The 24,157-nt window shown below is 64.5% G+C and carries 22 protein-coding genes; 16 read left to right on the forward strand and 6 right to left on the reverse strand.

From position 1 onward, the window contains the following. The first annotated feature begins 39 nt into the window (after positions 1-39). The gene (locus D9M09_RS11105; RefSeq protein ID WP_240453613.1) at positions 40-1,347 is read left to right on the forward strand and encodes a DUF3472 domain-containing protein; all 1,308 of its coding nucleotides are present in this window, start codon (positions 40-42) and stop codon (positions 1,345-1,347) included. A 10-nt stretch (positions 1,348-1,357) separates the two neighbouring features. On the opposite strand, the gene D9M09_RS11110 is transcribed toward D9M09_RS11105, so the two are convergent. Beyond that, positions 1,358-1,870: a hypothetical protein gene (locus D9M09_RS11110; RefSeq protein ID WP_070223641.1), complete on the reverse strand. Its 513-nt coding sequence runs from the start codon at positions 1,868-1,870 to the stop codon at positions 1,358-1,360. Further along, positions 1,830-2,090 (reverse strand): hypothetical protein, encoded by a 261-nt coding sequence (locus D9M09_RS28900; RefSeq protein ID WP_162995633.1) that lies wholly within the window; start codon positions 2,088-2,090, stop codon positions 1,830-1,832. The genes D9M09_RS11110 and D9M09_RS28900 overlap by 41 nt, the downstream gene beginning before the upstream one ends. 29 nt (positions 2,091-2,119) lie before the next feature. On the opposite strand from D9M09_RS28900, the gene D9M09_RS11115 reads away from it, so the two are divergent. The 3 genes from D9M09_RS11115 (at position 2,120) to D9M09_RS11125 (ending at position 6,153) form a co-directional block, all read left to right on the forward strand. Beyond that, a complete protein-coding gene (locus D9M09_RS11115; RefSeq protein WP_121669275.1) occupies positions 2,120-2,632 on the forward strand; it encodes a sigma-70 family RNA polymerase sigma factor in 513 nt (170 codons plus the stop codon). After that, positions 2,605-3,606 (forward strand): FecR domain-containing protein, encoded by a 1,002-nt coding sequence (locus D9M09_RS11120; protein ID WP_240453614.1) that lies wholly within the window; start codon positions 2,605-2,607, stop codon positions 3,604-3,606. The genes D9M09_RS11115 and D9M09_RS11120 overlap by 28 nt, the downstream gene beginning before the upstream one ends. A gap of 84 nt (positions 3,607-3,690) precedes the next feature. Further along, a complete protein-coding gene (locus D9M09_RS11125; RefSeq protein ID WP_121669277.1) occupies positions 3,691-6,153 on the forward strand; it encodes a TonB-dependent siderophore receptor in 2,463 nt (820 codons plus the stop codon). 15 nt (positions 6,154-6,168) lie between these two features. Here D9M09_RS11125 and D9M09_RS11130 read toward each other — a convergent pair whose 3' ends face one another. Continuing rightward, positions 6,169-6,546 carry a SirB2 family protein gene (locus D9M09_RS11130; protein WP_070223635.1) on the reverse strand — a complete coding sequence of 126 codons (378 nt, stop codon included), beginning with the start codon at positions 6,544-6,546 and terminating at the stop codon, positions 6,169-6,171. An 85-nt stretch (positions 6,547-6,631) separates the two neighbouring features. Further along, the gene (locus tag D9M09_RS11135; RefSeq protein WP_121669278.1) at positions 6,632-7,078 is read right to left on the reverse strand and encodes a GNAT family N-acetyltransferase; all 447 of its coding nucleotides are present in this window, start codon (positions 7,076-7,078) and stop codon (positions 6,632-6,634) included. Positions 7,079-7,367: 289 nt separating this feature from the next. Here D9M09_RS11135 and D9M09_RS11140 point away from each other — a divergent pair, with 289 nt between their 5' ends. Genes D9M09_RS11140 through D9M09_RS11150 form a run of 3 tightly spaced genes read left to right on the forward strand, consistent with a single transcriptional unit; the run spans position 7,368 to position 10,755 of the window. Next, positions 7,368-8,612 (forward strand): MFS transporter, encoded by a 1,245-nt coding sequence (locus D9M09_RS11140; RefSeq protein ID WP_070223631.1) that lies wholly within the window; start codon positions 7,368-7,370, stop codon positions 8,610-8,612. Further along, entirely contained in the window at positions 8,609-10,006 is a 1,398-nt protein-coding gene (locus tag D9M09_RS11145) for a NarK family nitrate/nitrite MFS transporter (RefSeq protein ID WP_070223628.1), read from the forward strand. Before D9M09_RS11140 ends, D9M09_RS11145 begins: the two co-directional genes overlap by 4 nt. Before the next feature lie 56 nt (positions 10,007-10,062). Beyond that, positions 10,063-10,755, forward strand: a complete 693-nt coding sequence (locus D9M09_RS11150) for a carbonic anhydrase (RefSeq protein ID WP_070223626.1) — start codon at positions 10,063-10,065, stop codon at positions 10,753-10,755. 115 nt (positions 10,756-10,870) lie between these two features. Here D9M09_RS11150 and D9M09_RS11155 read toward each other — a convergent pair whose 3' ends face one another. Then, positions 10,871-11,242: a ribonucleotide reductase subunit alpha gene (locus D9M09_RS11155; RefSeq protein ID WP_070223625.1), complete on the reverse strand. Its 372-nt coding sequence runs from the start codon at positions 11,240-11,242 to the stop codon at positions 10,871-10,873. Between the two features lie 243 nt (positions 11,243-11,485). Here D9M09_RS11155 and D9M09_RS11160 point away from each other — a divergent pair, with 243 nt between their 5' ends. From D9M09_RS11160 to D9M09_RS11200, 9 genes are all read left to right on the forward strand, one after another. Then, positions 11,486-15,184, forward strand: coding sequence for a nitrate reductase subunit alpha (locus D9M09_RS11160; RefSeq protein ID WP_121669279.1), 3,699 nt, complete (start codon positions 11,486-11,488; stop codon positions 15,182-15,184). A gap of 1 nt (position 15,185) precedes the next feature. Beyond that, on the forward strand, positions 15,186-16,736 hold the full coding sequence (gene narH / locus D9M09_RS11165; RefSeq protein WP_121669280.1) for a nitrate reductase subunit beta: 1,551 nt from the start codon (positions 15,186-15,188) through the stop codon (positions 16,734-16,736). A gap of 21 nt (positions 16,737-16,757) precedes the next feature. Then, a complete protein-coding gene (gene narJ, locus D9M09_RS11170) occupies positions 16,758-17,402 on the forward strand; it encodes a nitrate reductase molybdenum cofactor assembly chaperone (protein ID WP_083287560.1) in 645 nt (214 codons plus the stop codon). 27 nt (positions 17,403-17,429) lie between these two features. Beyond that, positions 17,430-18,116: a respiratory nitrate reductase subunit gamma gene (gene narI / locus D9M09_RS11175; protein ID WP_121669281.1), complete on the forward strand. Its 687-nt coding sequence runs from the start codon at positions 17,430-17,432 to the stop codon at positions 18,114-18,116. Positions 18,117-18,131: 15 nt separating this feature from the next. Further along, positions 18,132-18,878, forward strand: a complete 747-nt coding sequence (locus tag D9M09_RS11180; protein ID WP_121669282.1) for a peptidylprolyl isomerase — start codon at positions 18,132-18,134, stop codon at positions 18,876-18,878. Between the two features lie 102 nt (positions 18,879-18,980). Beyond that, positions 18,981-19,967 (forward strand): GTP 3',8-cyclase MoaA, encoded by a 987-nt coding sequence (moaA, locus tag D9M09_RS11185; protein WP_070313637.1) that lies wholly within the window; start codon positions 18,981-18,983, stop codon positions 19,965-19,967. Between the two features lie 122 nt (positions 19,968-20,089). Continuing rightward, the gene (locus D9M09_RS11190) at positions 20,090-21,991 is read left to right on the forward strand and encodes a type IV pili methyl-accepting chemotaxis transducer N-terminal domain-containing protein (protein ID WP_070288173.1); all 1,902 of its coding nucleotides are present in this window, start codon (positions 20,090-20,092) and stop codon (positions 21,989-21,991) included. Positions 21,992-22,015: 24 nt separating this feature from the next. Beyond that, positions 22,016-22,678, forward strand: coding sequence for a response regulator (locus D9M09_RS11195; RefSeq protein WP_034781594.1), 663 nt, complete (start codon positions 22,016-22,018; stop codon positions 22,676-22,678). 133 nt (positions 22,679-22,811) lie between these two features. Further along, positions 22,812-24,023 carry an NnrS family protein gene (locus D9M09_RS11200; RefSeq protein ID WP_121669283.1) on the forward strand — a complete coding sequence of 404 codons (1,212 nt, stop codon included), beginning with the start codon at positions 22,812-22,814 and terminating at the stop codon, positions 24,021-24,023. A 7-nt stretch (positions 24,024-24,030) separates the two neighbouring features. On the opposite strand, the gene D9M09_RS29925 is transcribed toward D9M09_RS11200, so the two are convergent. After that, positions 24,031-24,156, reverse strand: coding sequence for a hypothetical protein (locus D9M09_RS29925; protein ID WP_256267366.1), 126 nt, complete (start codon positions 24,154-24,156; stop codon positions 24,031-24,033). Between the last annotated feature and the right edge of the window lies 1 nt (position 24,157).

Here is a 24,157-nt window from a genome sequence, read left to right on the forward strand (position 1 = left end):
GTTCGTCCGCCGCAAGCCGTACCACACCAGGAGACGTTGATGAAGCACACAAGTTCATTGCTCTTTGCATTCCTTCCCGCCATGCCGATGCTGCTGGCGGCCTGCGGTGGCGCCACCGCCACCGGCTCGGGCGGCACCGCCTTGCTGGCCGCCACCGTGGCCGCGCCCGCCACGTCCGCCACCGTGGAACTGGCCGGCAACGCCTTCATCACCAGCGGGAATGAGGGCGCCGTCATCAGCGAGCGCGGCCTGTCTGGCTGGAGCAATCCCGCTGCCGTCGCCAGCACCTACTTCCGCGTGGGCGGGGCGGGACCCGTGCAGGTGGCGCTCGACGCCAGCCTGGCCGATGGCGGCAACAGCACCATCCGCGTGAAGGTCAACGGCACGCCGTTCGACGTCAAGCTGGCCGGCAAGGAACGCAAGACCTATGCCGTGGGCACGGTGAACGTGGCGGCGGCCGGCTATGTGAAGGTGGACTTGCAGGGACTGTCGCGCGTGAAGGACACGTTCGGCGACGTCTCCGCGCTGAAGGTGACGGCCAGCGCCGCGCTCACCTACGCCAACGACCCCGCCAATTACTACTGGTCGCGGCGCGGCCCGTCCGTGCACATGGGCTACACGGTGCCCGCCAATACCGAGTATTTCTATAACGAGATGACGATTCCCCAGGGCCAGGACGCGATCGGCTCCTACTTCATGGCCAACGGCTTCAGCCAAGGCTACATGGGCATCCAGGTGAAATCGCCGAGCGAGCGCTGGATCTTGTTCTCCGTGTGGGATGCCGACAATGGCGCGAAAACCACCCTGGTCAGCAAGGGCGCCGGCGTGGTCGACAATGCGTTCGGCGGCGAGGGCACGGGCGGCCAGACCTATCTGTCGTATAACTGGGCGGCCGGCACGACGTACCGTTTCATCACGCGCGCGCGGCCCGACGGCAATGGCGGCAGCGATTACTCGGCCTGGTTCTTCGCGCCCGAGACGGGCAAGTGGCGCTACATCGCCACCTGGAAGCGGCCGGCGATTGCCACGTATTTGACGGGCGTGCATTCCTTCCTCGAGAATTTCATCGATACCCTGGGCTACACGGAGCGCCGCGTCCAGTTCGGCAACCAGTGGGCGAGGAACGTTGCCGGCACCTGGTCGGAAGTGACGGCGGGGCGCTTCACGGGCGACGCCACGGCCACCAATGCGCAGCGCATGGATTACGCGGGCGGCGTGGAAAACGGCAGGTTCTACCTGCATAACGGCGGCTTCTTTGCCGATGTCGTGAAAAGCAGCCAGAACTTCACGCGCCCCGCGACAGGCCAGGCGCCCGCCGTCGATGTGAGCGCCTTGCCGATGCAATAGGCGTGGGTGCTTAGCCCGGCCGCTTGCCCGCCATCGCTTCGATGCCGCGATAGTAGGTAAGCGGCCGGCCTATCGTCACGCCCATCAAGGCCGCCGCCTGGATGATGTCGTTTGTATCGCGCCGGTACACGAGCAGCGCATCCATTTCGTCGGAGCCGTTGCCGTCGATCTGGATCAGCTCATAGCCGCCTTCGTCCACGGCGCGCTGCGCCAGTTCCGTATCGAGCCACTCGAAGTACGGCAGCGCGCTGCCGCGGCCTGCCTTGAGCAGTTCGTACGGGAAGTCGGGGAATTCGTCGAACATGTCCTGTATCTGTTCGTGCAGCTCATCGAGCTTGTCGCTAGACGCCATATAGCCGCCCAGCTGCGAGAGGATCTCCAGCGCATAGGCCTGGGCATCGCTGTCGATCCACTCGTCGCGTGGCGCGGAGGGCGCAGCGGTGATGGCGGCGACGGCCTCGTCGAGCTCCTCGCCTTCGAGGTCACCGCAGGTCAGTTTGGTCAGCAATTCGGATAGCAGCATGTTCGCCTTTCAATGGGGGATGCATGGCCAGGGTGGCCGGCTTGTCGATGATGTTGCCGATACTATCATTGCCGCGTAGCCGGGCGCGTTCTGCTGAATTTGCAATGCAGGCTACGCCACCGGATACGATCAGCAAGGAAATTTTGGAAAGAAGCGCGTCAAACAAGCGCTGGCAGGGCGCTTGCGCCGCAGCAGCGTATGGATATAGAATGCGAATCATTATTATTTGCGAATCGGGGAGTATGCGACGTGTCGGCGGCCCAACCCGGCGCTCACCAGGAGGTGGGCAGCCTGTATCACGAACACCACCGGTGGCTGCAAGGCTGGCTGCGGCACAAGCTGGGCAACGCCTTTGACGCGGCCGACGTGGCGCACGACACCTTCATGCGCCTGCTCAATCGCGACGAAGCCATCGCCGCGCGCGCGCCTCGCGCCTTTTTGACGACGGTGGCCAAGGGCGTGCTGGGCAATCTGTACCGCCGGCGCGACCTGGAGGCGGCTTACCTGGAAACGCTGGCCAGCCTGCCGGCGCAGCACGCGCCCGATCCCGAGGCGCAGGCGATCCTGCTCGAAGCCCTGTTCGACATCGACCGCCGCCTCGATGGCCTGGCGCCTGCCGTGCGCCGCGCGTTCCTGCTGTCGCAGCTCGATGGCATGCCGCAGGCGGCCATCGCGCTGGAACTGAATGTCTCGCTGGCGACCGTGCAGCGCTACCTGGTCAAAGCCATGCACCAGTGTTTCTTTACCCATCCGGCATCGTGATGGGCGCCTTCACGCCGGAAGCGGCCAGCCTGCAAGCGGTGGAATGGCTGGTGCGCCTGCAGGCCGGCGACGCCACGCCGGAAGTGGAGCAGGCCTGGCGCGCCTGGCGCGACAGCGACCCCGAACATGAGCAAGCCTGGCAGCATGTGGAGGGCTGCATGGCGCGCATGCGTGCCTTGCCCGCGCCGCTGGCGCACGGCACGCTGGCGCGCAAGCCGGTCCATGCGCAGGCGAATGCGGCGCGCCGGCAGTCGCTCAAGCTGCTGGCGCTGCTGGCCGTGGGCGGCGGCGCCTGGCTGGCGGGCGGCGATGAGCAGGCGCGCTTCTGGCTTGCCGACTACCGCACGGGCACGGGAGAATTACGCCACGTCGTGCTGGACGACGGCACGCGCATCGCGCTCAATACGGCATCCAGCATCGACGTGCGCTATGACGCGGGCCAGCGCCTGGTGACGGTAGTCAAAGGCGAGATCATGGTCAGCACGGCGCGCGATCAGGCCGGCCGGCCATTTGTCGTGCAAACGGCGCAAGGCCGCTTGCAACCGGTGGGCACGCGCTTTGCCGTGCGCGTGGACGGAGAGCGCACGCAGCTGGGCGTGTTCGCCGGTGCCGTCGACATTCAACTGGAACAGGCGCCCGATGCTGCGCGCAGGCTGCAGGCAGGCCAGCAAACCAGCTTTACGGCGGCGCAGATCGGCGCCGTTCGGACCTTGGCTGCCGGCGCGGATGCCTGGACGGCCGGCATGCTGGTGGCGCACGACATGCCGCTGGCGGAATTTATCGGCGAGCTGGCCCGTTACCGCCATGGGCGTCTGGCCTGCGATCCGGCCATTGCCCACTTGCGCGTGTCGGGCATCTATCCGCTGGCCGACACGACGCAAGTGCTCGACATGCTGACGCGCACCTTGCCCGTCGACGTGCGCCAGACCACGCGCTTCTGGGTGAGCGTGGTGCCGCATCGGCAGCATGCATGAATATTTTTTGAAAAGTGAGGGGTTTGCGATTTTCGCGTGACATAGCAAGTGAACCCTCCATTCACTTTCAGGAAAACAGTCCGCATGCCCAGCACACCACTTATTCACGTTTCTTCCGCCTCCCGTACCTGCCGCCGCAGCGTGGCGGCGCTGGCCGTCAGTCAGGCCCTGTGGCTGCTCGCCGCCAGCGGCGCCACCATCTTCGCTCCTGCGGCCCAGGCCGCGAATGCGGTGCGCATCGCGCTGGCGATACCGGCCGGCTCCCTGGAACAGGTGCTGGTGCGTTTCGGCCAGGAGACGGGCACCATGATTTCCTACCAGGCCGCCGCCTTGGCGGGCAAGCGCAGCGCCGGCCTGACCGGTAGCTACAGCGTGCCTGAAGCGCTGGGCGCCATCGTCGCCGGCTCGGGCTTGCGCGCCGTGCCGCAGGCCAATGGCGGTTATGTGCTCGACGCGGCAGCGGCCGATGGCGGTCAGACCATGCCCGAGATGAAGGTCAGCGCCAGCTTTGATGCGAACGGCGCGACGGAAGGCAGCGGCGCCTATACGACGCAGACCATGCGCTCGGCCACGCGCCTGGGCCTGTCCGTGCGCGAGACGCCGCAAGCCGTCAGCGTGGTCACGCGCCAGCAGATGGATGACCAGAACCTGCAAACGGTGGAAGAGGTGCTGCAAAACGCAGCCGGCATCGCCATCAACCGCTACGACAGCGACCGCACCTCGTTCTTCGCGCGCGGCTTTTCCATCGCCAGCTACCAGTACGACGGCATTCCCACCACGGTCGACAATGCGTTCAATGTGGGCGACAGCACGCTGGACATGACGGCCTACGACCGGGTCGAGATCGTGCGCGGCGCCACGGGCCTGCTGACGGGCGCGGGCGAACCGTCGGCCACCATCAACCTGGTACGCAAGCGCGCATTGTCGGCGCAGCTGGCCGGGAATGCGGCCCTGAGCCTGGGTTCCTGGCAGAATGCGCGCGCCAGCGCGGACCTGTCCACACCCCTGAGTGCTGATGGCAAGGTGCGCGGAAGAGTCGTGGCCAGCTACCAGGACAGCGAATCGTATGTGAATCTGTATCATGGCAAGAAGGCCATGGCTTACGCCACCGTGGAGGCGGATCTGGCGCCCGGCAGCGTGCTGATCGCCGGCTATGAATACCAGGACAACCGCCCGCGCGGCGGCATGTACGGCGGCCTGCCGCTGTGGTACGCGGATGGCGAACGGGCCACGTTTTCCCGCTCCACCACCACGGCCACCACCTGGAGCCGCTGGTTCAGCACCAGCCAGACGGCCTTCCTGCGCCTGGAGCAGCAACTGGGCAAGGGCTGGAACCTGACGGCCATGCTGAATCACGGCTGGGGCAATTACTCGGCGGCCGAACTCTTCGCCAATACCTGGCCGGACAAGGCCACGGGCCAGGGCGTGACGGGCTACGCCGGCTTTTACTCGGGCACGCGGCGCCAGGACAGCGTCGACGCCTATGTGCAGGGGCCGCTGCAGCTGTTGGGCCGCACGCACGACCTGGCGTTCGGCGTTTCGGGCAGCAACCAGTTCGCCAGCAACCCCGGCATTGCCGGCGGCAGCGTCGACTACGGCAATTTTCATCAGTGGCAGGGCGTGACGCCGGAGCCGGACTGGAACGACCCGAATTTCTCGCGCTGGAAGCTGCTCGACACGGTGCAGCAGCGCGGCATCTATGGCACGGCGCGGTTTTCGCTGGCCGATCCCCTGAAGCTGATCGTCGGCGCGCGCTACAGCCGCTACAAGGCGGACCACGTCGATGACTGGGGCGGCGGCTACGCCTATGCCAAGCACGCCGTCACGCCATATGCTGGCCTGGTATGGGATATCGATGCGCAGCATGCGCTGTACACCAGCTACAGCAAGATCTTCAAGCCGCAGGGCTACCAGGACCGGTTTGGCCGCTATCTCGACCCCGTGCAAGGCAAGAATGTGGAAGCGGGCGTGAAGGGCGAGTATTTCGGCGGCAAACTCAATGCGGCGCTGGCCGTGTTCCGCATCGCGCAGGATGGCCTGGCGCAGGAAGACACGGGCCATTTTGTCGGCAATTCGCTGACGCAGGCGTACTACGCGGCCTCGGGCACCACCAGCAAGGGGGTGGAACTGGACGTGTCGGGCGAGCTGGCCAAGGGCTGGAACGTCTCGGCCAGCGTGTCGCATGCGGCGGCCGAGGACAACACGGGCGCGCGCCTGAACAGCTATGTGCCGCAGACCCTGGCGCGCGTGTTTTCCACGTACCATCTGCCTGGCGGCTGGCGCGCCTTGTCCGTGGGCGGCGGCGTGAACTGGCAGAGCGGCGCCTACCGCGACGCCACGGGACCGAACGGTGTCGAGCGCGTGGAGCAGGGCGGCTATGCCGTGGCCAGCCTGATGGCGAAATACGCGCTGTCGCGCCAGCTGTCCCTGCAGGCGAACATCAACAACGTGTTCGACAAGCATTACTACAGCCAGCTCGGCATGTACAACCAGGGGTACTGGGGTGCGCCGCGCAACGCCAGCGTTACCCTGCGCTACCTCTTCTGATGCGCTTGCCTGGTGCTACAGCGGCCAGGCCTGCTTGGTGACGGCCACGGCGACGATGTAGGCGAAGACCAGCACGGCGAGGGCGAAGGCGGCGCCGCGCACGGCCGGCGTCTTGCCCCGCTTCAGGGCGATGGTGCCCAGCGCGATGTAGGCCACCAGCGCGCACAGCTTGGCGGCCAGCCAGGGCTGGCTGCCCGGCGACTGGCCGCTCCACACGGCCAGGGCGATGGCGCTGGCCAGCAGGGCCGTGTCGACCAGGTGCGGCAGGATTTTCACCCAGCGCTGCTGCAAGGCGGGCGAGGCGCGCAGCATCCAGGCGCCGCGCAACAGGAAAAGACAGCCGCTGGCGGCGGCGCAGCCCATGTGGAAATGTTTGAGGCTCAGATAATCCATGCGTGATGTTGTGCGGTGATTGATGGTGGTGCCAGCATAGCCGCCTTTGGCCTTCCGCACCATACGCCGTCGGGATGAGACGAGCCTAAGGCAGGAATTTCACGTACACGAACTCCGGATCGCCCTCATCGAGATGGTCGATCCGGCCGCTGCGCACGAAGCCCGCGCCGGCGAACAGCCGTTGCGCGGCGCCGTTCGACCGGTTCGTCGAGGTGAATAGCTTCCCTGTCTGGCACGCGTCCGCGGCGGCCGCCAGCAGGCGCAATCCCACGCCGCAGCGCTGGTGCACGGGCGAGACCACCACCAGCGAGACAAAATCGTGGCCGAAGAAGTCGCCGTGCGTGAGGATATAGCCAGCCACCTGGCCGGCCCGGAGGGCCACCTGGCAGTGGCCCTTGCCGACGGCGGCGCGCACGGCCTCGCCGCGCTCCGGGTGCGTCTGGGCATAGGCATCGCAAGCCAGCATGGCTTTCACATCGCCAGCTTGGGCCACGCGCGTGATGATCTCGTCTGTTTCGTGCCTGTTCTGCATGCCGCTCCTTTTCTCCAGGCGCCGAGTGTGCCAAAAATGCGCCGGTTTGTAAAACACCCGCCATCCAGGCTAGGCGCGCACCCCCGTCATCTAGTCACTTTTGCCGATGCGGCTATCCAGATTGCCTTCCCGGAATCACCCTGTGGCCGATAGTGCCTTTCGCCGCTGCCACGTAAGCTGATCGGGACGGCTGGCCAGACGGCCAGTGCATTCATGGAGAAACATCGTGGCTACCCTAGATGGCACTAACAAGAACAGTAACAGCAGTAACAAGGCAGTCGAACCGGGCATGCGGCGCAAGCAGGCGTCCGTATTAATCAGCAGTACCTTCGCATTTACCATCTGCTTTGCAGTCTGGATGATGTTTGCCGTACTGGGCATCCCCATCAAGACCAGCCTGGGCTTGACTGAAACGCAATTCGGCCTGCTGGCCGCCATGCCCGTGCTGACGGGCTCCCTCGTGCGCGTGCCGCTGGGCATCTGGACAGACAAATACGGCGGACGCCGCGTCTTCTTCCTGCTGATGCTGGCCAGCGTGGTGCCGATCTACCTGATTTCCTACGCCACCGCCTACTGGCATTTCCTTGTGCTGGGCATGTTCGTGGGCCTGGCGGGCGGTTCGTTTTCCGTCGGCACGCCGTACGTGGCGCGCTGGTACGAAAAGGAGCGCCGCGGCCTGGCGATGGGCATTTTCGGCGCCGGTAACTCCGGTTCCGCGCTGACCAAGTTCGTTGCGCCGGGCATCGTCGCCGCCTTCGGCTGGCAGATGCTGCCCAAGGTGTATGCGGTGGCCATGCTGGCCACGGCCATCATCTTCTGGCTGTTTTCGTACACGGACAAATCGCACCTGGCGCCATCGGGCGAAAGTTTTTCGGCCCAGATGAAGGTGCTGAAGGATCCGCGCGTGTGGCGCTACTGCCAGTACTACTCGGTGGTGTTCGGCGGCTATGTGGCGCTGGCCCTGTGGATGACGAAGTATTACGTGGCCGAATACGGTTTTGATCTGAAGCACGCGGCGCTGCTGGCCGCCTGCTTCTCGCTGCCGGGCGGCGTGCTGCGCGCGCTGGGCGGCTGGATCTCCGACAAATACGGTGCGGCGAAAGTCACCTGGGCCGTGATGTGGGTGTGCTGGGTGTGCTTCTTCCTGCTGTCGTATCCGCAAACGCAGATGGTGATCGAGACCGTCACGGGGCCGCTGGCCTTCCATATCGGCCTGTCGCCGCTGTGGTTCACCGTGCTGCTGTTCATCGTCGGCATCGCCATGGCTGTCGGCAAGGCGTCCGTCTTCAAGTTCATCGGCGATGATTTTTCCGACAACATCGGTGCCGTCTCGGGCGTGGTGGGTCTGGCCGGCGGCCTGGGCGGCTTCATCCTGCCCGTGATGTTCGGCGCCCTGGTGGACTTCACGGGCGTGCGTTCGAGCTCCTTCATGCTCCTGTACGGCACCGTCTGCGTTTCCCTCGTCTGGATGCATTTCTCGTTCAAGCCGCTGCGTGCGGCACCAACTACTCAACCTGCAGGAGTTAAAGCATGAGCCGCTATATGATCAATACCTGGGAGCCGGAAACCCCGAGCTTCTGGCAAAGCACGGGCAAGGCCACGGCCGCGCGCAATCTGTGGATCTCGATTCCCGCGCTGCTGCTGGCGTTTGCCGTGTGGATGGTGTGGAGCGTGGTGGTGGTCAACCTGCCCAACATCGGTTTCACCTACAGTAACAACCAGCTGTTCTGGCTGACGGCCTTGCCGGGCCTGTCCGGCGCCACCTTGCGCATCTTTTACTCGTTCATGGTGCCAATCTTCGGCGGCCGGCGCTGGACGGCCATTTCCACGGGTTCCCTGCTGATTCCCGCCATCGGCATCGGCCTGGCCGTGCAGGACGTGAACACCGGTTATCCGACCATGCTGATCCTGGCGCTGCTGTGCGGTTTCGGCGGCGGCAATTTCGCCTCGTCGATGGCCAACATCAGCTTTTTCTATCCAAAGGCGAGCAAGGGCTTCGCGCTGGGCATGAATGCGGGCCTGGGCAACCTGGGCGTGTCGGTGGTGCAGTTCGTCGTGCCGCTGGTGATCACGTTCGCCGTCTTCGGCGCCTGGGGCGGCGATTCGCTCACCTGGGTCAAGAATGGCGTGAGCAAGGAGATGTGGCTGCAAAACGCGGGCTTCATCTGGGTGCCGTTCATCGCGCTGTCGACTTTACTGGCCTGGTTCGGCATGAATGACCTGGCGTCGGCCAAGGCGTCGTTTTCCGAACAGGCCGTGATCTTCAAGCGCAAGCACAACTGGCTCATGTGCTGGCTGTACACGGGCACCTTCGGCTCCTTCATCGGTTACTCGGCCGCGTTCCCGCTGCTGATCAAGATCCAGTTCCCCGACGTCAACCCGCTCGATTACGCCTTCCTGGGACCGTTGGTCGGCGCCCTGGCGCGCGTGGCCGGCGGCGTGATTTCCGACAAACTGGGCGGCGCCCGCGTCACCCTGTGGTCGTTCCTCCTGATGATAGGCGCCGTGCTGGGCGTGCTGTACTTCATGCCGCAAGCGGGCGGAAGTGTGCACACTGCGGGCAGTTTCAACGGCTTCTTCTGGATGTTCATGCTGCTGTTCGCCGGCACGGGTATCGGCAATGCCTCGACCTTCCGCATGATCCCCGTGATCTTCCTGACGGAGCACCAGCGCGCGGCCGCCGGCAAGGGCAAGGCGGCGCAGGAACAAGCGATCGTCGACGCCAACAAGGAAGGCGCGGCCGTGCTGGGCTTCACGTCGGCCGTGGCGGCCTACGGCGCCTTCTTCATCCCGAAAAGCTATGGCACGTCGATTGCGCTGACGGGCAGCCCCGACGCGGCCCTGTGGTGCTTCATCGGCTTTTATGTCAGCTGCATCGCCATCACCTGGTGGTGCTATGCGCGCAAGAATGCGCCGATGCCTTGCTAAAGTTGGAATGTCTGGCAAGTCGTTCTTGCCAGACGTTGAGGAAATGAGAGTATGTCATGGAAGAACTGGAAAAATTCGTCAACGGCTTCAGCCTGTTTCAGCAGCAGTATTTCAGCGAGCCGCAAACCTTGTACGACAGCCTGCGCGACGGGCAGCGGCCCACGACCCTGCTGATCGGCTGCTGCGATTCGCGGGTCGATCCGATGCTGCTGACGGGCAGCGACCCGGGCGACATGTTCGTCGTGCGCAATATCGCCAACCTGGTGCCGCCGTGCACGCCAGACGCGCCGCCCGGCGTCAGTTCGGCCATCGAATTCGCCGTCTGCAAGCTCGAAGTGGCCAGGGTCATCGTGCTGGGCCATGCGCGCTGCGGCGGCATCCGCGCGCTGCTGGAACCGCAGCCGCGCGCGGAAGGGCAGGAAACGGACTTCGTGGGACAGTGGATGCGCATCGCCGAACCGGTGGCGCAGCGCGTGCGGCGTGACCTGGCGCACCGCTCGTCGGAGGAACAGCACCATGCGTGCGAACTGGCCAGCATCCTGCAGTCGCTGGACAACCTGCTCACCTACCCGTGGCTCAAGCGCCGGGTGGAGCAGGGCGTATTGAAACTGCATGGCTGGTATTTTGACATCGACAGCGGGGCGCTGATGGCCTATTCGGCGCGCCAGCAGCAGTTTTTGCCGCTTGTCTGTCCGATAGAGCGGGCGCGCCATCTGCATGAGCGCCCTTGGCCGGATGCGGCCAGGTAATCCGAAACGTGCCGCCAACAATGTGTCGGATTACGCTACGCTAATCCGACCTGCATCTGGTAGGTCGGATTAGGCGGGGCTGCCGAGGCCGCAGGCCGTAATCCGACAAATTCCCTCAGCTAAAACGCAATAAATCCCCGCTGCGGTCAAACGCCAGCAGGCTGTCGATGCGGCCTTGCTCGATCGCCGTCACCATGGCGCGCAGGGGCGCTTCGCATTCCTGCGCGGCGGGCGGCTGGCCCTCGCGACCCGCCAGTCCCGCCACGAAGACCACGTCCCAGTGCGTCTGCATCTGTTTCGACTCTTCCTTCAATGTCTCGAAGCTGCCCAGTTCATCGGGCAGCTTGTCGGCGCACATCACGGGCGTGAGGGACTTGCCCTGGCCGCCAGGCTGGGCCTGCGCCTGGGTAAAGGTGAACAGCAGGCGTTGCGGCTGCTCCTGGTTGCGGGCGCTGTGCAGCAGGCTGGCGTAATCGGTAATCGACATGGTGCTCTTTCTCTGTGTTGAACGATGACGACAGGTATACCGCAGCACGGTCGCGGCGCCCATAGGCAATAGTGACTATCCGGGTGACTACGTGCCTATGCATTCCTGGTGCCGGAAACCGACTTCTTGCCAATACCGCCGGGCACGGCGCGTCGATAGACTGTTTGTATCGACGCGTGGGCCATCCGGCTTGCAGCGTTTTTATGACCTGGCGCCGCTCCGGCGGCGCAATGTGGAGGTAGCATGAGTCACTTTCTGGACCGTCTTAAATTTTTTAGCAAGCCCGCCGAGCCGTTTTCGAACGGCCATGGCACCGTGGTCGACGAAGACCGCACCTGGGAAAACGCCTACCGCCAGCGCTGGCAGCACGACAAGATCGTGCGCTCCACGCATGGCGTGAACTGTACCGGCTCGTGCAGCTGGAAGGTGTACGTCAAGAATGGCCTGATCACCTGGGAAACCCAGCAAACCGATTACCCGCGCACGCGGCCCGACCTGCCCAACCACGAACCGCGCGGCTGCCCGCGCGGCGCCAGCTATTCCTGGTACGTGTATTCGGCCCAGCGCGTGAAATACCCGATGGTGCGGGGCCGCCTGATGGAAATGTGGCGCGAAGCGCGCAAGACCATGGACCCCGTCACGGCCTGGGACTGGATCAGCCAGGACCCCGTGCGCTCGCAGCAATACAAATCCATCCGCGGCCTGGGCGGCTTCGTGCGCGCCACGTGGGAAGAATCGAATGAAATCATCGCCGCCGCGAACGCGCTGACGATCAAGAAATACGGCCCGGACCGCATCGTCGGCTTCTCGCCGATTCCCGCCATGTCCATGGTCAGCTATGCTTCCGGCACGCGCTACCTGTCGCTGATCGGCGGCGTGGCCCTGAGCTTCTACGACTGGTATTGCGACTTGCCGCCGGCCAGCCCGCAAGTGTGGGGAGAACAGACGGACGTGCCGGAATCGGCCGACTGGTACAACTCGACCTATCTGATGGTGTGGGGCTCGAACGTGCCGATGACGCGCACGCCGGACGCCCACTTCTACACGGAAGTGCGCTACAAAGGCACGAAAACCGTGGCCATCTCGCCCGACTACGGCGAAATGGTGAAGTTCGGCGACATCTGGCTGGCGCCGAAACAGGGCACGGACGCCGCGCTGGCGCTGGCCATGGGCCACGTCATCCTCAAGGAATTCCACTCGGAAGGCCAGAGCGCCTACTTCCGCGACTATGCGCGCCAGTACACGGACTTCCCCATGCTGGTGCTGCTCAAGGAGCATAACGGCACCCTGGTGCCCGATTACTTCCTGCGCGCTTCGCACCTGGACAACAACCTCGACGAAACCAACAACCCGGAATGGAAAACCCTGGTCATCGACGAAACCACGGGCGCCATCACCGCGCCGGCCGGCTCCATCGGCTTCCGCTGGGGCGAGTCGGGCAAGTGGAACCTGGAACAGAAGGCCGGCGGCAGCGGCGCGCCCATCGTGCCGATGCTCTCCATGATCAACGACAGCGACGCCGTCACGGAAGTGGGTTTTGCCTACTTCGGCGGCAAGGACGCGTCCGACATGCTGCTGCGCAAGGTGCCGGTGAAAACCATCCGCCTGGCCGACGGCACGACGGGCCTAGTCACCACCGTATTCGACCTGACCCTGGCCAACTACGGCATCGACCGTGGCCTGGGCGGCGAGAACGTGGCCGAGAGCTATGACGACGACGTGCCGTACACCCCCGCGTGGCAAGAGAAGCACACGGGCGTGAAACGCGCCGACGTCATCACCGTGGCGCGCCAGTTCGCAGAAAACGCGGACCAGACGCGCGGCAAGAGCATGGTCATCGTGGGCGCCGGCCTGAATCACTGGTACCACATGGACATGACCTACCGCGGCATCATCAACATGCTGATGATGTGCGGCTGTATCGGCCAGTCGGGCGGCGGCTGGGCCCATTACGTGGGCCAGGAAAAACTGCGTCCGCAAACGGGCTGGACGCCTTTGGCCTTCGCCCAGGACTGGGTGCGCCCGATGCGCCAGATGAACGGCACCTCGTTCTTCTATGCCCACACGAGCCAGTGGCGCCATGAAAAGCTGGAAACGGGCGACATCGCCTCGCCATCGGCGGCCGGCGGCACGGGCGACCTGACCCTGCTCGATTACAACGCCAAGGCCGAGCGCATGGGCTGGCTGCCATCGGCGCCGCAGCTGCAGACCAATCCGCTGGAGGTGGCCAAGGCCGCCAAGGCGGCAGGGCAGGCGCCGGCCGCGTATGCGCTCGACCAGATCAAGGCGGGCCAGCTGCAGTTCTCGTGCGACGATCCGGACAATCCGGCCAACTTCCCGCGCAATATGTTTGTCTGGCGCTCGAACATCCTGGGCAGCTCGGGCAAGGGCCACGAGTACTTCCTGAAATACCTGCTGGGCACGCAGAACGGCTTGCTCAGCGACGAAGACGACTGCATCACGCCGAAACAGGTGAAAGTGCGCCCGGCCGCCGAAGGCAAGCTCGATCTGCTGGTGGTGCTCGATTTCCGCATGTCGACCACCTGCCTGTATGGCGATGTAGTGCTGCCGACGGCCACCTGGTATGAAAAAGACGATCTGAATACGTCGGACATGCATCCGTTCATCCATCCGCTGTCCGAAGCCGTGCAGCCGCTGTGGCAATCGAAGTCGGACTGGGAAATCTACAAGGGGCTGGCAGAGAAATTCTCGGAAATCGGCGGCGAGCTGCTGGGCACCCAGCAAGACATCATCCTCACCCCGCTGATGCACGACACGCCGGGCGAACTGGGCCAGCCCTTCGATCCCAAGGATTGGCGCGCAGGCGAATGCGATGCGATTCCCGGCAAGACCATGCCGAACATGACGGTGGTCGAGCGCAATTACCGCGACGTCTACAAGAAGTTCACCTCGATCGGACCGCTGCTGGAAACCATCGGCAATGGCGGCAAGGGCATTTCCTGGAAAACGGGCCATGAAGTCGAGGTATTGCGGGGCATCAACCGCACGGTGCTGGAAGATGGCGTGTCGAAGGGCCAGCCGCGCCTCGATACGGCCATCGATGCAGCCGAAATGATTCTGTCGCTGGCGCCGGAAACGAATGGCCACGTGGCCGTCAAGGCCTGGGCCGCGCTGTCCGCCATCACGGGACGCGAGCACACACATCTGGCGCTGCCGCGCGAGCATGACAGCATCCGCTTCCGCGACGTGCAGGCGCAGCCGCGCAAGATCATTTCTTCGCCCACCTGGTCGGGCCTGGAAAGCGAGGAAGTCAGCTACACGGCCGGCTATACCAACGTGCATGAACTGATTCCATGGCGCACCCTGACGGGCCGTCAGCAGTTCTACCAGGATCACCTGTGGATGCGCGACTTCGGCGAGGGACTGTGCGTGTACAAGCCGGCCATCAACACGAAGACGACGGAAGCGCTGCTGGGCACCAAGCCGAACGGCAACAAGGAGCTGGCGCTGAACTTTTTGACGCCGCACCAGAAATGGGGCATCCACTCCACGTATTCGGACAACCTGCGCATGCTGACCCTGTCGCGCGGCGGACCGCACGTGTGGCTGTCGGAGACCGACGCGCAAGCTGCCGGCATCGTCGACAACGACTGGATCGAGGTCTTCAACGTGAACGGCAGCCTGACGGCGCGCGCCATCGTCAGCCAGCGCATCCCGGCCGGCATGACGATGATGTACCACGCCCAGGAAAAGATCATCAACGTGCCCGGCGCGGAGATGACGGGCAAGCGGGGCGGCATCCATAACTCGGTGACGCGCGCCGTGCCCAAGCCGACGCACATGATCGGCGGCTACGCCCAGCTGGCCTACGGCTTCAATTACTACGGCACGGTGGGCTCCAACCGCGATGAATTCGTATTGGTGCGCAAGATGAACAAGGTCGACTGGCTCGAAGGCCCGTTGCAGGAAGAAGGAGCATAGTATGAAAATCAGAGCGCAAATCGGCATGGTGCTGAACCTGGACAAGTGCATCGGCTGCCACACCTGTTCCGTCACCTGCAAGAACGTGTGGACCAGCCGCGACGGCGTCGAGTACGCATGGTTCAACAACGTGGAAACCAAGCCCGGCATCGGCTATCCGAAGCAGTGGGAAAACCAGGACAAGTGGAATGGCGGCTGGCGCCGCACGGACTCTGGCAAGATCGAGCCGCGCCAGGGCAGCCGTTTGAAGATCCTGGCCAATATCTTCGCCAATCCGAACCTGCCCGCCATCGACGAGTACTACGAGCCGTTCACCTACGACTACGAGCACCTGCAAAGCGCGCCGCTGTCGCAGACGCCGCCGACGGCCCGTCCGATCTCCGTGCTGACGGGGAAAAAGATGGAAAAAATCGAGTGGGGCCCGAACTGGGAAGATGACTTGGGCGGCGAGTTTGCCCAGCGCAGCAAGGACAAGCTGTTCGACAACATGCAGAAGGAGATGTACGGCACGTTCGAAAACACCTTCATGATGTATCTGCCGCGTCTGTGCGAGCATTGCCTCAATCCGACGTGCGTGGCGTCTTGCCCGTCCGGCTCCGTGTACAAGCGCGAAGACGACGGCATCGTGCTGATCGACCAGGACAAGTGCCGCGGCTGGCGCATGTGCATCTCCGGTTGCCCGTACAAGAAGATTTACTACAATTGGTCGTCCGGCAAGGCGGAGAAGTGCACGTTCTGCTTCCCCCGCATCGAGGCCGGCCAGCCTACCGTGTGCTCGGAAACGTGCGTGGGCCGCATCCGCTACCTGGGCGTGCTGCTGTACGACGCCGACAAGATCGAGGCTGCCGCCTCCGTGCCGCAGGAGCAGGACCTGTACCAGGCGCAATTGGGCCTGTTCCTCGATCCGCACGACCCGGCCATCATCGCCGAGGCGCGCCGCCAGGGCATCCCGGACCTTTGGCTCGATGCTGCCGTCAAGTCGCCCGTCTACAAGATGGCCGTCGAGTGGAAAGTGGCGTTCCCGCTGCATCCCGAATACCGCACCTTGCCGATGGTGTGGTACGTGCCGCCGCTGTCGCCGATCCAGGCAGCCGCCGAATCTGGCAAGCTGGGCGTGAACGGCATGCTGCCCGACACCCAAAGCCTGCGCATTCCCGTGCAGTACCTGGCCAATTTGCTGACGGCCGGCGACCAGCCGCCCATCGTCACGGCGCTGGACCGCATGCTGGCCATGCGTGCCTACATGCGCAGCAAGACGGTCGAGAAGGTGGAGAACCTCACGGTGCTCAAGCAAGTGGGATTGACCCAGGCGCAGGTGGAGGACATGTACCACATCATGGCCATCGCCAATTACGAAGACCGCTTCGTTATCCCCAGCAGCCACAAGGAAATGGCCGAGGACAGCTTCAACGAGAAGGGTTCGTGCGGCTTCAGTTTCGGCAACGGCTGCTCGGACGGCAGCAGCGAACCGACCTTGTTCGGCAAGAAAAAACACGGTTCGGCCATCTTCATGCAGATGCCGAAGTCGCGCAAAACGGCGCCTGGCGCCTAAGGAACCGATATGAACAACGCTATGCATCACTATCAAGTCCTCTCGCGCCTGCTGCTGTATCCCGAGCCCGAGCTGATCGCGCACCTGCCGCAACTGGAGGCCGCGCTGGCGGCCGTGCCGGAGCAGCAGGCGCTGTTGCGGCCCTTGCTGGCGCACCTGGAAAGCAGCAGCCTGATCGACCTGCAGCAGCAGTACGTGGCCACATTCGACCGCAATCCCTCGCACTCGCTGCACCTGTTCGAGCATATCCACGGCGAATCGCGCGACCGGGGCCAGGCCATGGTCGACCTGATGGAGGAATACAAGCGCCACGGCCTGCAGATGGTGGGCGACGACTTGCCCGACTTCGTGCCCCTGTTCCTGGAGTTTTTGGCGCAGCTCGACGAGGCAGTCTCGGCGCCGCTGCTGGGCGACGCCGTCCACGTGCTGGCCCACATCGGCCGCAAGCTGACGGCCAACGGCAGCCCGTATGCGCCCGTCTTCACCGTGCTCGAACGCCTGAGTCCCGTGGCGGCCGAAATGCTGGCCGAACCGCCGGTGCGCGACATGGATGAAGCGCTGGAAACCTTCGGTCCCGGTGCGGATGGCGTCGAGCCCTTGCTGCGTCAAGCCCCGGGCGGCGTCCATCCCGTGCATTTTCACCCGCAGCCGCGCCGCGCCGCTTGAAGCGCGCCCGCATGAGGAGAGTACATCATGAGTAATTATTTGCATCAATTTGTGTATGGCATTTATCCATACATCGCGCTGGCCATCTTTTTTCTCGGCAGCCTGATCCGTTTCGACCGCGAGCAATACACGTGGAAGTCCGATTCCAGCCAGCTGCTGCACCGCGGCAGCCTGCGTTTGGGCAATATCCTGTTCCACATCGGCATCATCGGCCTGCTGTTCGGCCATGCGGCCGGCTTGCTGACCCCAGTCTGGGTGTGGGATACCTTGGGCGTGTCGCATAGCCTGAAGCAGGGCGTGGCCATGGCGGCCGGCGGCGTGATGGGCGGCCTGTGCCTGGCCGGCATCCTGATCCTGCTGGCGCGCCGCTTCGGCAATGCACGGCTGCGCGCCGTCACCACGGCCGGCGACAAGCTGGTGATGGTGTGGATCTTGCTGACCTTGCTGCTGGGCCTGTCGTCAATCTTCGTCTCGGCATCGCACATGGATGGCCACATGATGGTCTTGCTGATGAACTGGGCGCAGCACATCGTCACCCTCCGCGGCGACGCCGCCAGCTTCATCGTCGATGCGCCGCTGGTGTTCAAGCTGCACCTGTTCATGGGCATGTCGCTGTTCGTCATCTTCCCGTTCACCCGTCTGGTGCACGTGTGGAGCGGCTTTGGCGCCATCGGTTACCTGGGACGCGCCTATCAACTGGTGCGCCGCCGTTAAGAAAGGAATCACATCATGGGAATCTCCGTCAATGGCATCGATATCGACGATGCCGACATCGCGCAGGAACTGCCGCATCACGACGGTGCCGGCAATCCGCTGAAACAGGCCGTGCATGAACTGGTGCTGCGCCGGCTGCTGCTGGCCGAGGCGCAGCGCCTCGGCGTGCAGGGCGGCAGCGATGACGACCGCATCGAGGCGCTGTTTGCGCAGGAAGTGCGCGTGCCGCCCGCCGACGATGCGGCTTGCCGCACCTTTTATGCACAGCGCCCGCAGCTGTTTCGCAGCGGGGCGCTGGTCGAGGCGCGCCACATCCTGTTTCAGGTGACGCCGGAGGCGCCTTTGGAGCTGCTGCGCACGACGGCGCAAGCCGTGCTCGATGCCCTGAAACTGGCGCCCGAGCGCTTCGCCGAACTGGCGGCGCAGTATTCGAACTGTCCGTCGGGCGCCCTGGGCGGTAGCCTGGGCCAGCTGTCGCCGGGCCAGAGCGTGCCGGAATTCGACGCCCTCGTGTTCCGCCTGGAGGCAGGCGCGCTGGCCGGCCATTTGCTGGAAACGCGCTTCGGCTACCACATCGTGCAGGTGCTGCGCCGGGTCGAAGGCCAGGCCATCCCGTACGAAGCGGTGCAGGCGCAGATCGCCGACCGCCTGGCGCGGGCGGCGTGGCAGCGCGCCGTGCACCAGTATCTGCACCTGCTCGTGGGGCGCGCGGACATCGCCGGTATCGAGCTCGAAGGCACTGCCAGCCCGCTGGTTCAGTAAGTAGAAATACGTAGCTAAAAAGGCGTAGGCCGCTAGGTCTTCTGGGGCACAGCCAGATCGTGCCCCAGCCTTTACAATCACGGAAGAATCAGGAGTAGCGTCATGGGTAGCGTCAAGTTGCAGGACCGTTTTGGCCGTTCGATCGATTATGTGCGGCTGTCCGTCACCGACCGCTGCGATTTGCGCTGCGGTTATTGCATGCCCAAGGGATTTCGCGGCTTCGAGGAGCCGAAGGACTGGCTGACGTTCGACGAGATCGAGCGCCTGCTGGGCATTTTCGTGCGCCTCGGCACGCGCCGCGTGCGGCTGACGGGCGGCGAACCGCTGTTGCGGCGCAATCTGCCGCAGCTGGCGCAAAGGCTGTCCGCGCTGCCCGGTCTGGACGACCTGTCGCTGTCGACCAACGCCACCCAACTGGGCAAGCATGCCGTGGCCTTGCGCGCGGCCGGCGTGGACCGCATCAACGTCAGCCTCGATTCGCTCGACCGCGCCTGCATGCAGCAGATCACGGGGCGCGACAGCCTGCAGCCCATTCTGGATGGCCTGATGGCGGGCAAGGCGGCCGGTTTCGACCCGATCAAGATCAATATGGTGGCCATGCGCGGCGTCAATGACGGCCAGATCGAGGCCATGGCGGCCTTCTGCATCGAGCAGCAGTTCATCCTGCGCCTGATCGAAGCCATGCCGATGGGCAGCACGGGCCGCAATGCCAGCTACATGCCGCTGGGTCCCGTGCGCGAACGCCTGGCGGCCCGCTTCGGCCTGGTGCCACAGGCGATGGAACTGGGGGGAGGGCCGGCGCGCTACATGGCGACCCCCGACGGACGCTCGAGCATCGGCTTCATTACGCCCATGTCGCAGCATTTTTGCGCCACCTGCAACCGCGTGCGCCTGTCCGTCGACGGCACCCTGTATTTGTGCCTGGGACAGGAAGAGAAATTCGCGTTTGGCCCCATGCTGCGCGGCGGGGCCACGGATGCGCAGATCGAGGCGGCGATCCGCGCCGCCATCGAACTGAAGCCGCAGCAGCATGATTTCAATACGCAGCCCGATAAAATTATCAGGTTCATGGCGCAGACGGGCGGCTGAGTGGAGGTGTCACTGCTGGGGTCAGACCCGCCGGGTCTGACCCCGGATCTTTGCCTGTGGGTGGAGTGATGTCGCTGACTTGACTGCATAGGGGCCACAAACAGGCATTCATTAGGGGTAGTATGAAATTCAAGGCGATGTTTTCCTCCTGGCAGAAGCTGTCGACCAAGATCGTCGGCGCGCTGCTGCTCATGCTGGTGCTGGCCTTGAGCGCCATCGGCTGCACCCTGTTTTTGTCGTGGCAGCTCGAAGGCAGTTCGGCCGCCATCAACGAGACGGGCCGGCTGCGCATGCAGACCTACCGCCTGACCCTGCTGCTTGCCAGCGACGCCCGCGAGCAGGCGCGCCAGCAAGTGCTGCTGATCGACGAGACCCTGGCCAAGATCGGCCACGGCGACCCGCAGCGTCCCCTGTTCCTGCCCCCCAGCACGGCTATCAAGTCCGAATTCGAACGCATCGGCGTCGCCTGGCGCAGTGCCTTGCGTCCGGCCGCCCTGGCCGCCGATTCCATTGTGCGCGCGCGCCAGTTCGAGCATGACGCCGACACCTTCGTGGGACAGGTGGACCAGCTGGTGCGCCTGATCGAGCACGACAGCGAACAGCGCACCTTCTGGCTGCGCGCCTCGCAGCTGATCCTCGTCGGCATGGCCGTCATCGGCACGGTCAGCATGATTTACCTGATGTTCATGCTCATCATCGAACCGGTGACGCGGCTGCGCCTGGGCATGCAGCGCATGAAGGAGCGCGACTTCAGCGTGCGCCTGGCCGTCGAGAGCAATGACGAATTTGGCCAGCTGGCCAGCGGCTTCAACCAGATGGCCGACCGCCTGCAGGCGCTGTACGGCAACCTGGAAGAGGGCGTGCGCAGCAAGACGGCCACGCTCGAATACCGCAACCGCGAGCTTGCGCTGCTGTATGAAAGCGCCGCCTTTTTGCAGCGCCCGCAGCCGCTGGAAGACATCTGCGGCGGTTTCATGCAGCGCATCGTCGATTATTTCGAGGCCGACGGCTCCACCGTGCGCGTGCTCGACGCCGAGCGGGGCAACCTGCACATGGTGGTGCATACGGGCCTGTCCGAAGAACTGGTGGCGTCCGAGCATTGCCTGAAGGTGGGCGACTGCCTGTGCGGCACGGCCGTCGAGATGAAGGTGGCGAAAGTGCACGACATGCGGCGCATCGACAAGGCGCACGAGCTGCGCTGCCACCGCGAGGGCTTTGCCACCGTCTCCGTTTTCCATATCCACGCGCACGAACAGCACCTGGGCTTTTTCAACCTGCATTTCCGCCATGCGCGCGTGTTTTCCGCGCGCGAGCTGGCCTTGCTGGAAACCCTGGGCCAGCTGCTGGGCATCGCGCTGGAAAACCTGCGCCTGGCCGCGCGCGAACGCGAGATGGCCATTTCCGAAGAGCGCAACCTGGTGGCGCAGGGTCTGCACGACAGCATCGCGCAAAGCCTCAACTTCCTCAACCTGCAGGTGCAGATGCTCGACGACTCCGTGCGCAATGCGCGTTTCGACGAGGTGGCGGGCATCGTGCCGGCCCTGCACGCGGGCGTGAAGGAAAGCTACGAGGACGTGCGCGAACTGCTGGCCAATTTCCGCAGCCGCCTGATGGAAGATGACCTGATCGGCTCCCTGCGCGCGGCGCTCGAGAAATTCCGCCGCCAGACGGGCATCGACGCCGAGCTGCTGGCCGACGTCGACGGCGCGCCATTCCCCCGCGAGCAGCAATTGCAGTTATTATTCATCGTGCAGGAAGCGCTGTCGAACATCCGCAAGCACGCGCAGGCCAGCCACGTCGAGGTGCGTCTCGCCGATCACCAGGATTTTACGCTGACGATCAGCGACAATGGCGTCGGCTTCGACGCTGCCGCCGTGCTGGAAAAGGGCGACAGCCATGTCGGCATCCATATCATGCGCGAGCGCGCGCAGCGCATCGACGCCACGTTCGACGTGCATGCCTGCCCCGGTGGCGGCACGACCGTCGAACTGCATTTGTCGCGCGAGCAGCGCCGCGCCGCCTAAGCCACTATCTGAAAGTATAAAAAAATGGAGACTCCCGATAAACCGATCACCGTCATGCTGGTGGACGACCACGCGCTGTTCCGCAGCGGCATACGCTCGCTGCTGCAGCGCCATACGGATTTTTCCGTCGTCGGCGAGGCGGCCGATGGCGTGGAAGGCATCAAGCGCGCCATCCAGCTGCAGCCCGACGTGGTGCTGCTGGACCTGAACATGGCCGGCATGTCCGGCGTGGAAGCGCTGCAGCTGATGCAGCACGACTGCCCCGATACGGCCATCGTCATGCTGACCGTGTCGGAAGACGCAGAAGACCTGGCCACGGCCCTGCGCGCGGGCGCCTGCGGCTATTTGATCAAGAATATCGACGCCGACTACCTGGTGCGCGCCATCCGCCGCGCGGCGGCCGGCGAAGTCGTCATCGCCGAAGCGATGACGGGCAAGCTGGTGGCGCAGCTGCAGGCGGGCACGCGGCGCGAGGAACCCGTGTCGGAACTCGACAAGCTCACCCCGCGCGAAAAGGAAATCATCGACTGCCTGTCGCGCGGCGAGAGCAACAAGGGCATCGCCCGCACCCTGGACCTGGCCGAAAGCACGGTCAAGATCCACGTGCAGAACGTGCTGAAAAAACTCAACCTCACGAGCCGCGTGCAGGCGGCCGTGTACGCGGTCGAGCACCGCCAGGGCAAGTAGCCCGAGTCGGGGTCGGACCCGCCGGGTCAGACCCCATGGTGACTTCTCGCTATCTCTCTAGTCCTTTATGCCGATGGCGGCATCTGCGCTTTTAAAGTAGTATATTGAATATATCTTTAAAGGCGACTCCATCATGGCCATCACCCCGATCAGCGAACCTTCTCCACCTTCCACGACAGCAGGCGCCGCTCCCTGGCATGCCGGCCACGCCGTCTGGCAACTGGGCTTCCGCCCGTTCTACCTGCTGGCGGCCGTGTTTGCGGCCATCGCCATTCCCCTGTGGCTGGCCAGCTATGCGGGCCTGCTGCCGGGCGGTCTGCAGGTGGGTCTGGGATGGCACATGCATGAAATGGTGTTCGGCTTCGCGCTGGCCGTCGTCGTCGGTTTCCTCTATACGGCGGGGCGCAACTGGACGGGCTTGCCCACGCCGCACGGTGCGCAGCTGATGGCGCTGGCGGGGCTGTGGCTGGCGGGACGCGTGGCCATGCTGTGCGGTCCCGGCCTGCTGCCGGCGCTGGTCGACTGGCTGTTCCTGCCGCTGGCCGCCTGGCCCCTGTACCAGGTGCTGCGCCGCTCGGGCAATACGCGCAATCTGTTCCTCGTCGGTCTGCTGGCCTTGCTGGCGCTGGCCAATGCCCTGTTCCACGCGGCCGTGCTGGGCGCTCTGCCGCTGTCGCTGTTTGTGCCCGTGCAGGCGGCCATCTTCATCATCGTGCTGATCGAATCGGTGATCGGCGCGCGCGTCATTCCCATGTTTACCCGCAATGGCGCACCTGGCAGCACGCCGGTGGCCAGCCCGAAACGCGCGCTGGTCGCCGTGGCCTGCATGGCGGCGGCCGCGATCGCGTGGCTGGCCGGCGCGCCCGCCTGGCTGACGGCGCCGCTGGCCTTGTGCGCGGCAGGCGTATCGCTGGCCAATCTGCTGGCCTGGCAGCCGCAGCGCACGGTGCGCGTGCCGCTGCTGTGGATTTTGCACCTGTCGTATGCGTGGATCGGCATCGGCTTTGCGCTGCTGGCGGCTGCCAGCCTGGGTCTGCTGCCGGCCAGCGCCGCCTTGCACGCGCTGACGGTGGGATCGATGGCGGGCCTGATCATCGGCATGATGACGCGCACCACCCTGGGCCACACGGGACGTGCGCTCAAGGGCGGCAGGGCGGAAGCGGCGATGTACTGGCTGATCCAGCTGGGCGCGCTGGCGCGCCTGCTGGCCGCCGTCGGTCCCGCCGCGCTGTCCATGCCGCTGCTGCTGGCCGCCGGCGCGTGCTGGTCGCTGGCCTTCGGCCTGTATGCGTGCGTGTATGCGCCTTATTTGTGGCGCGCCAGGGTGGATGGCCGCGAAGGCTAGCCTGGCATCAGAACGGGCGCCAGGCCAGCAGTTTCCTGATTTCCGGCGCCCAGTAGGACAGCGATTCGCCCACGACGAATAGCAGCATGCCCAGCATGAATGCTCTCAACAGCAAATCCCTGCACCAGATCATG

It is taken from the genome of Janthinobacterium agaricidamnosum, from assembly GCF_003667705.1.
Lineage (GTDB): Bacteria > Pseudomonadota > Gammaproteobacteria > Burkholderiales > Burkholderiaceae_D > Janthinobacterium.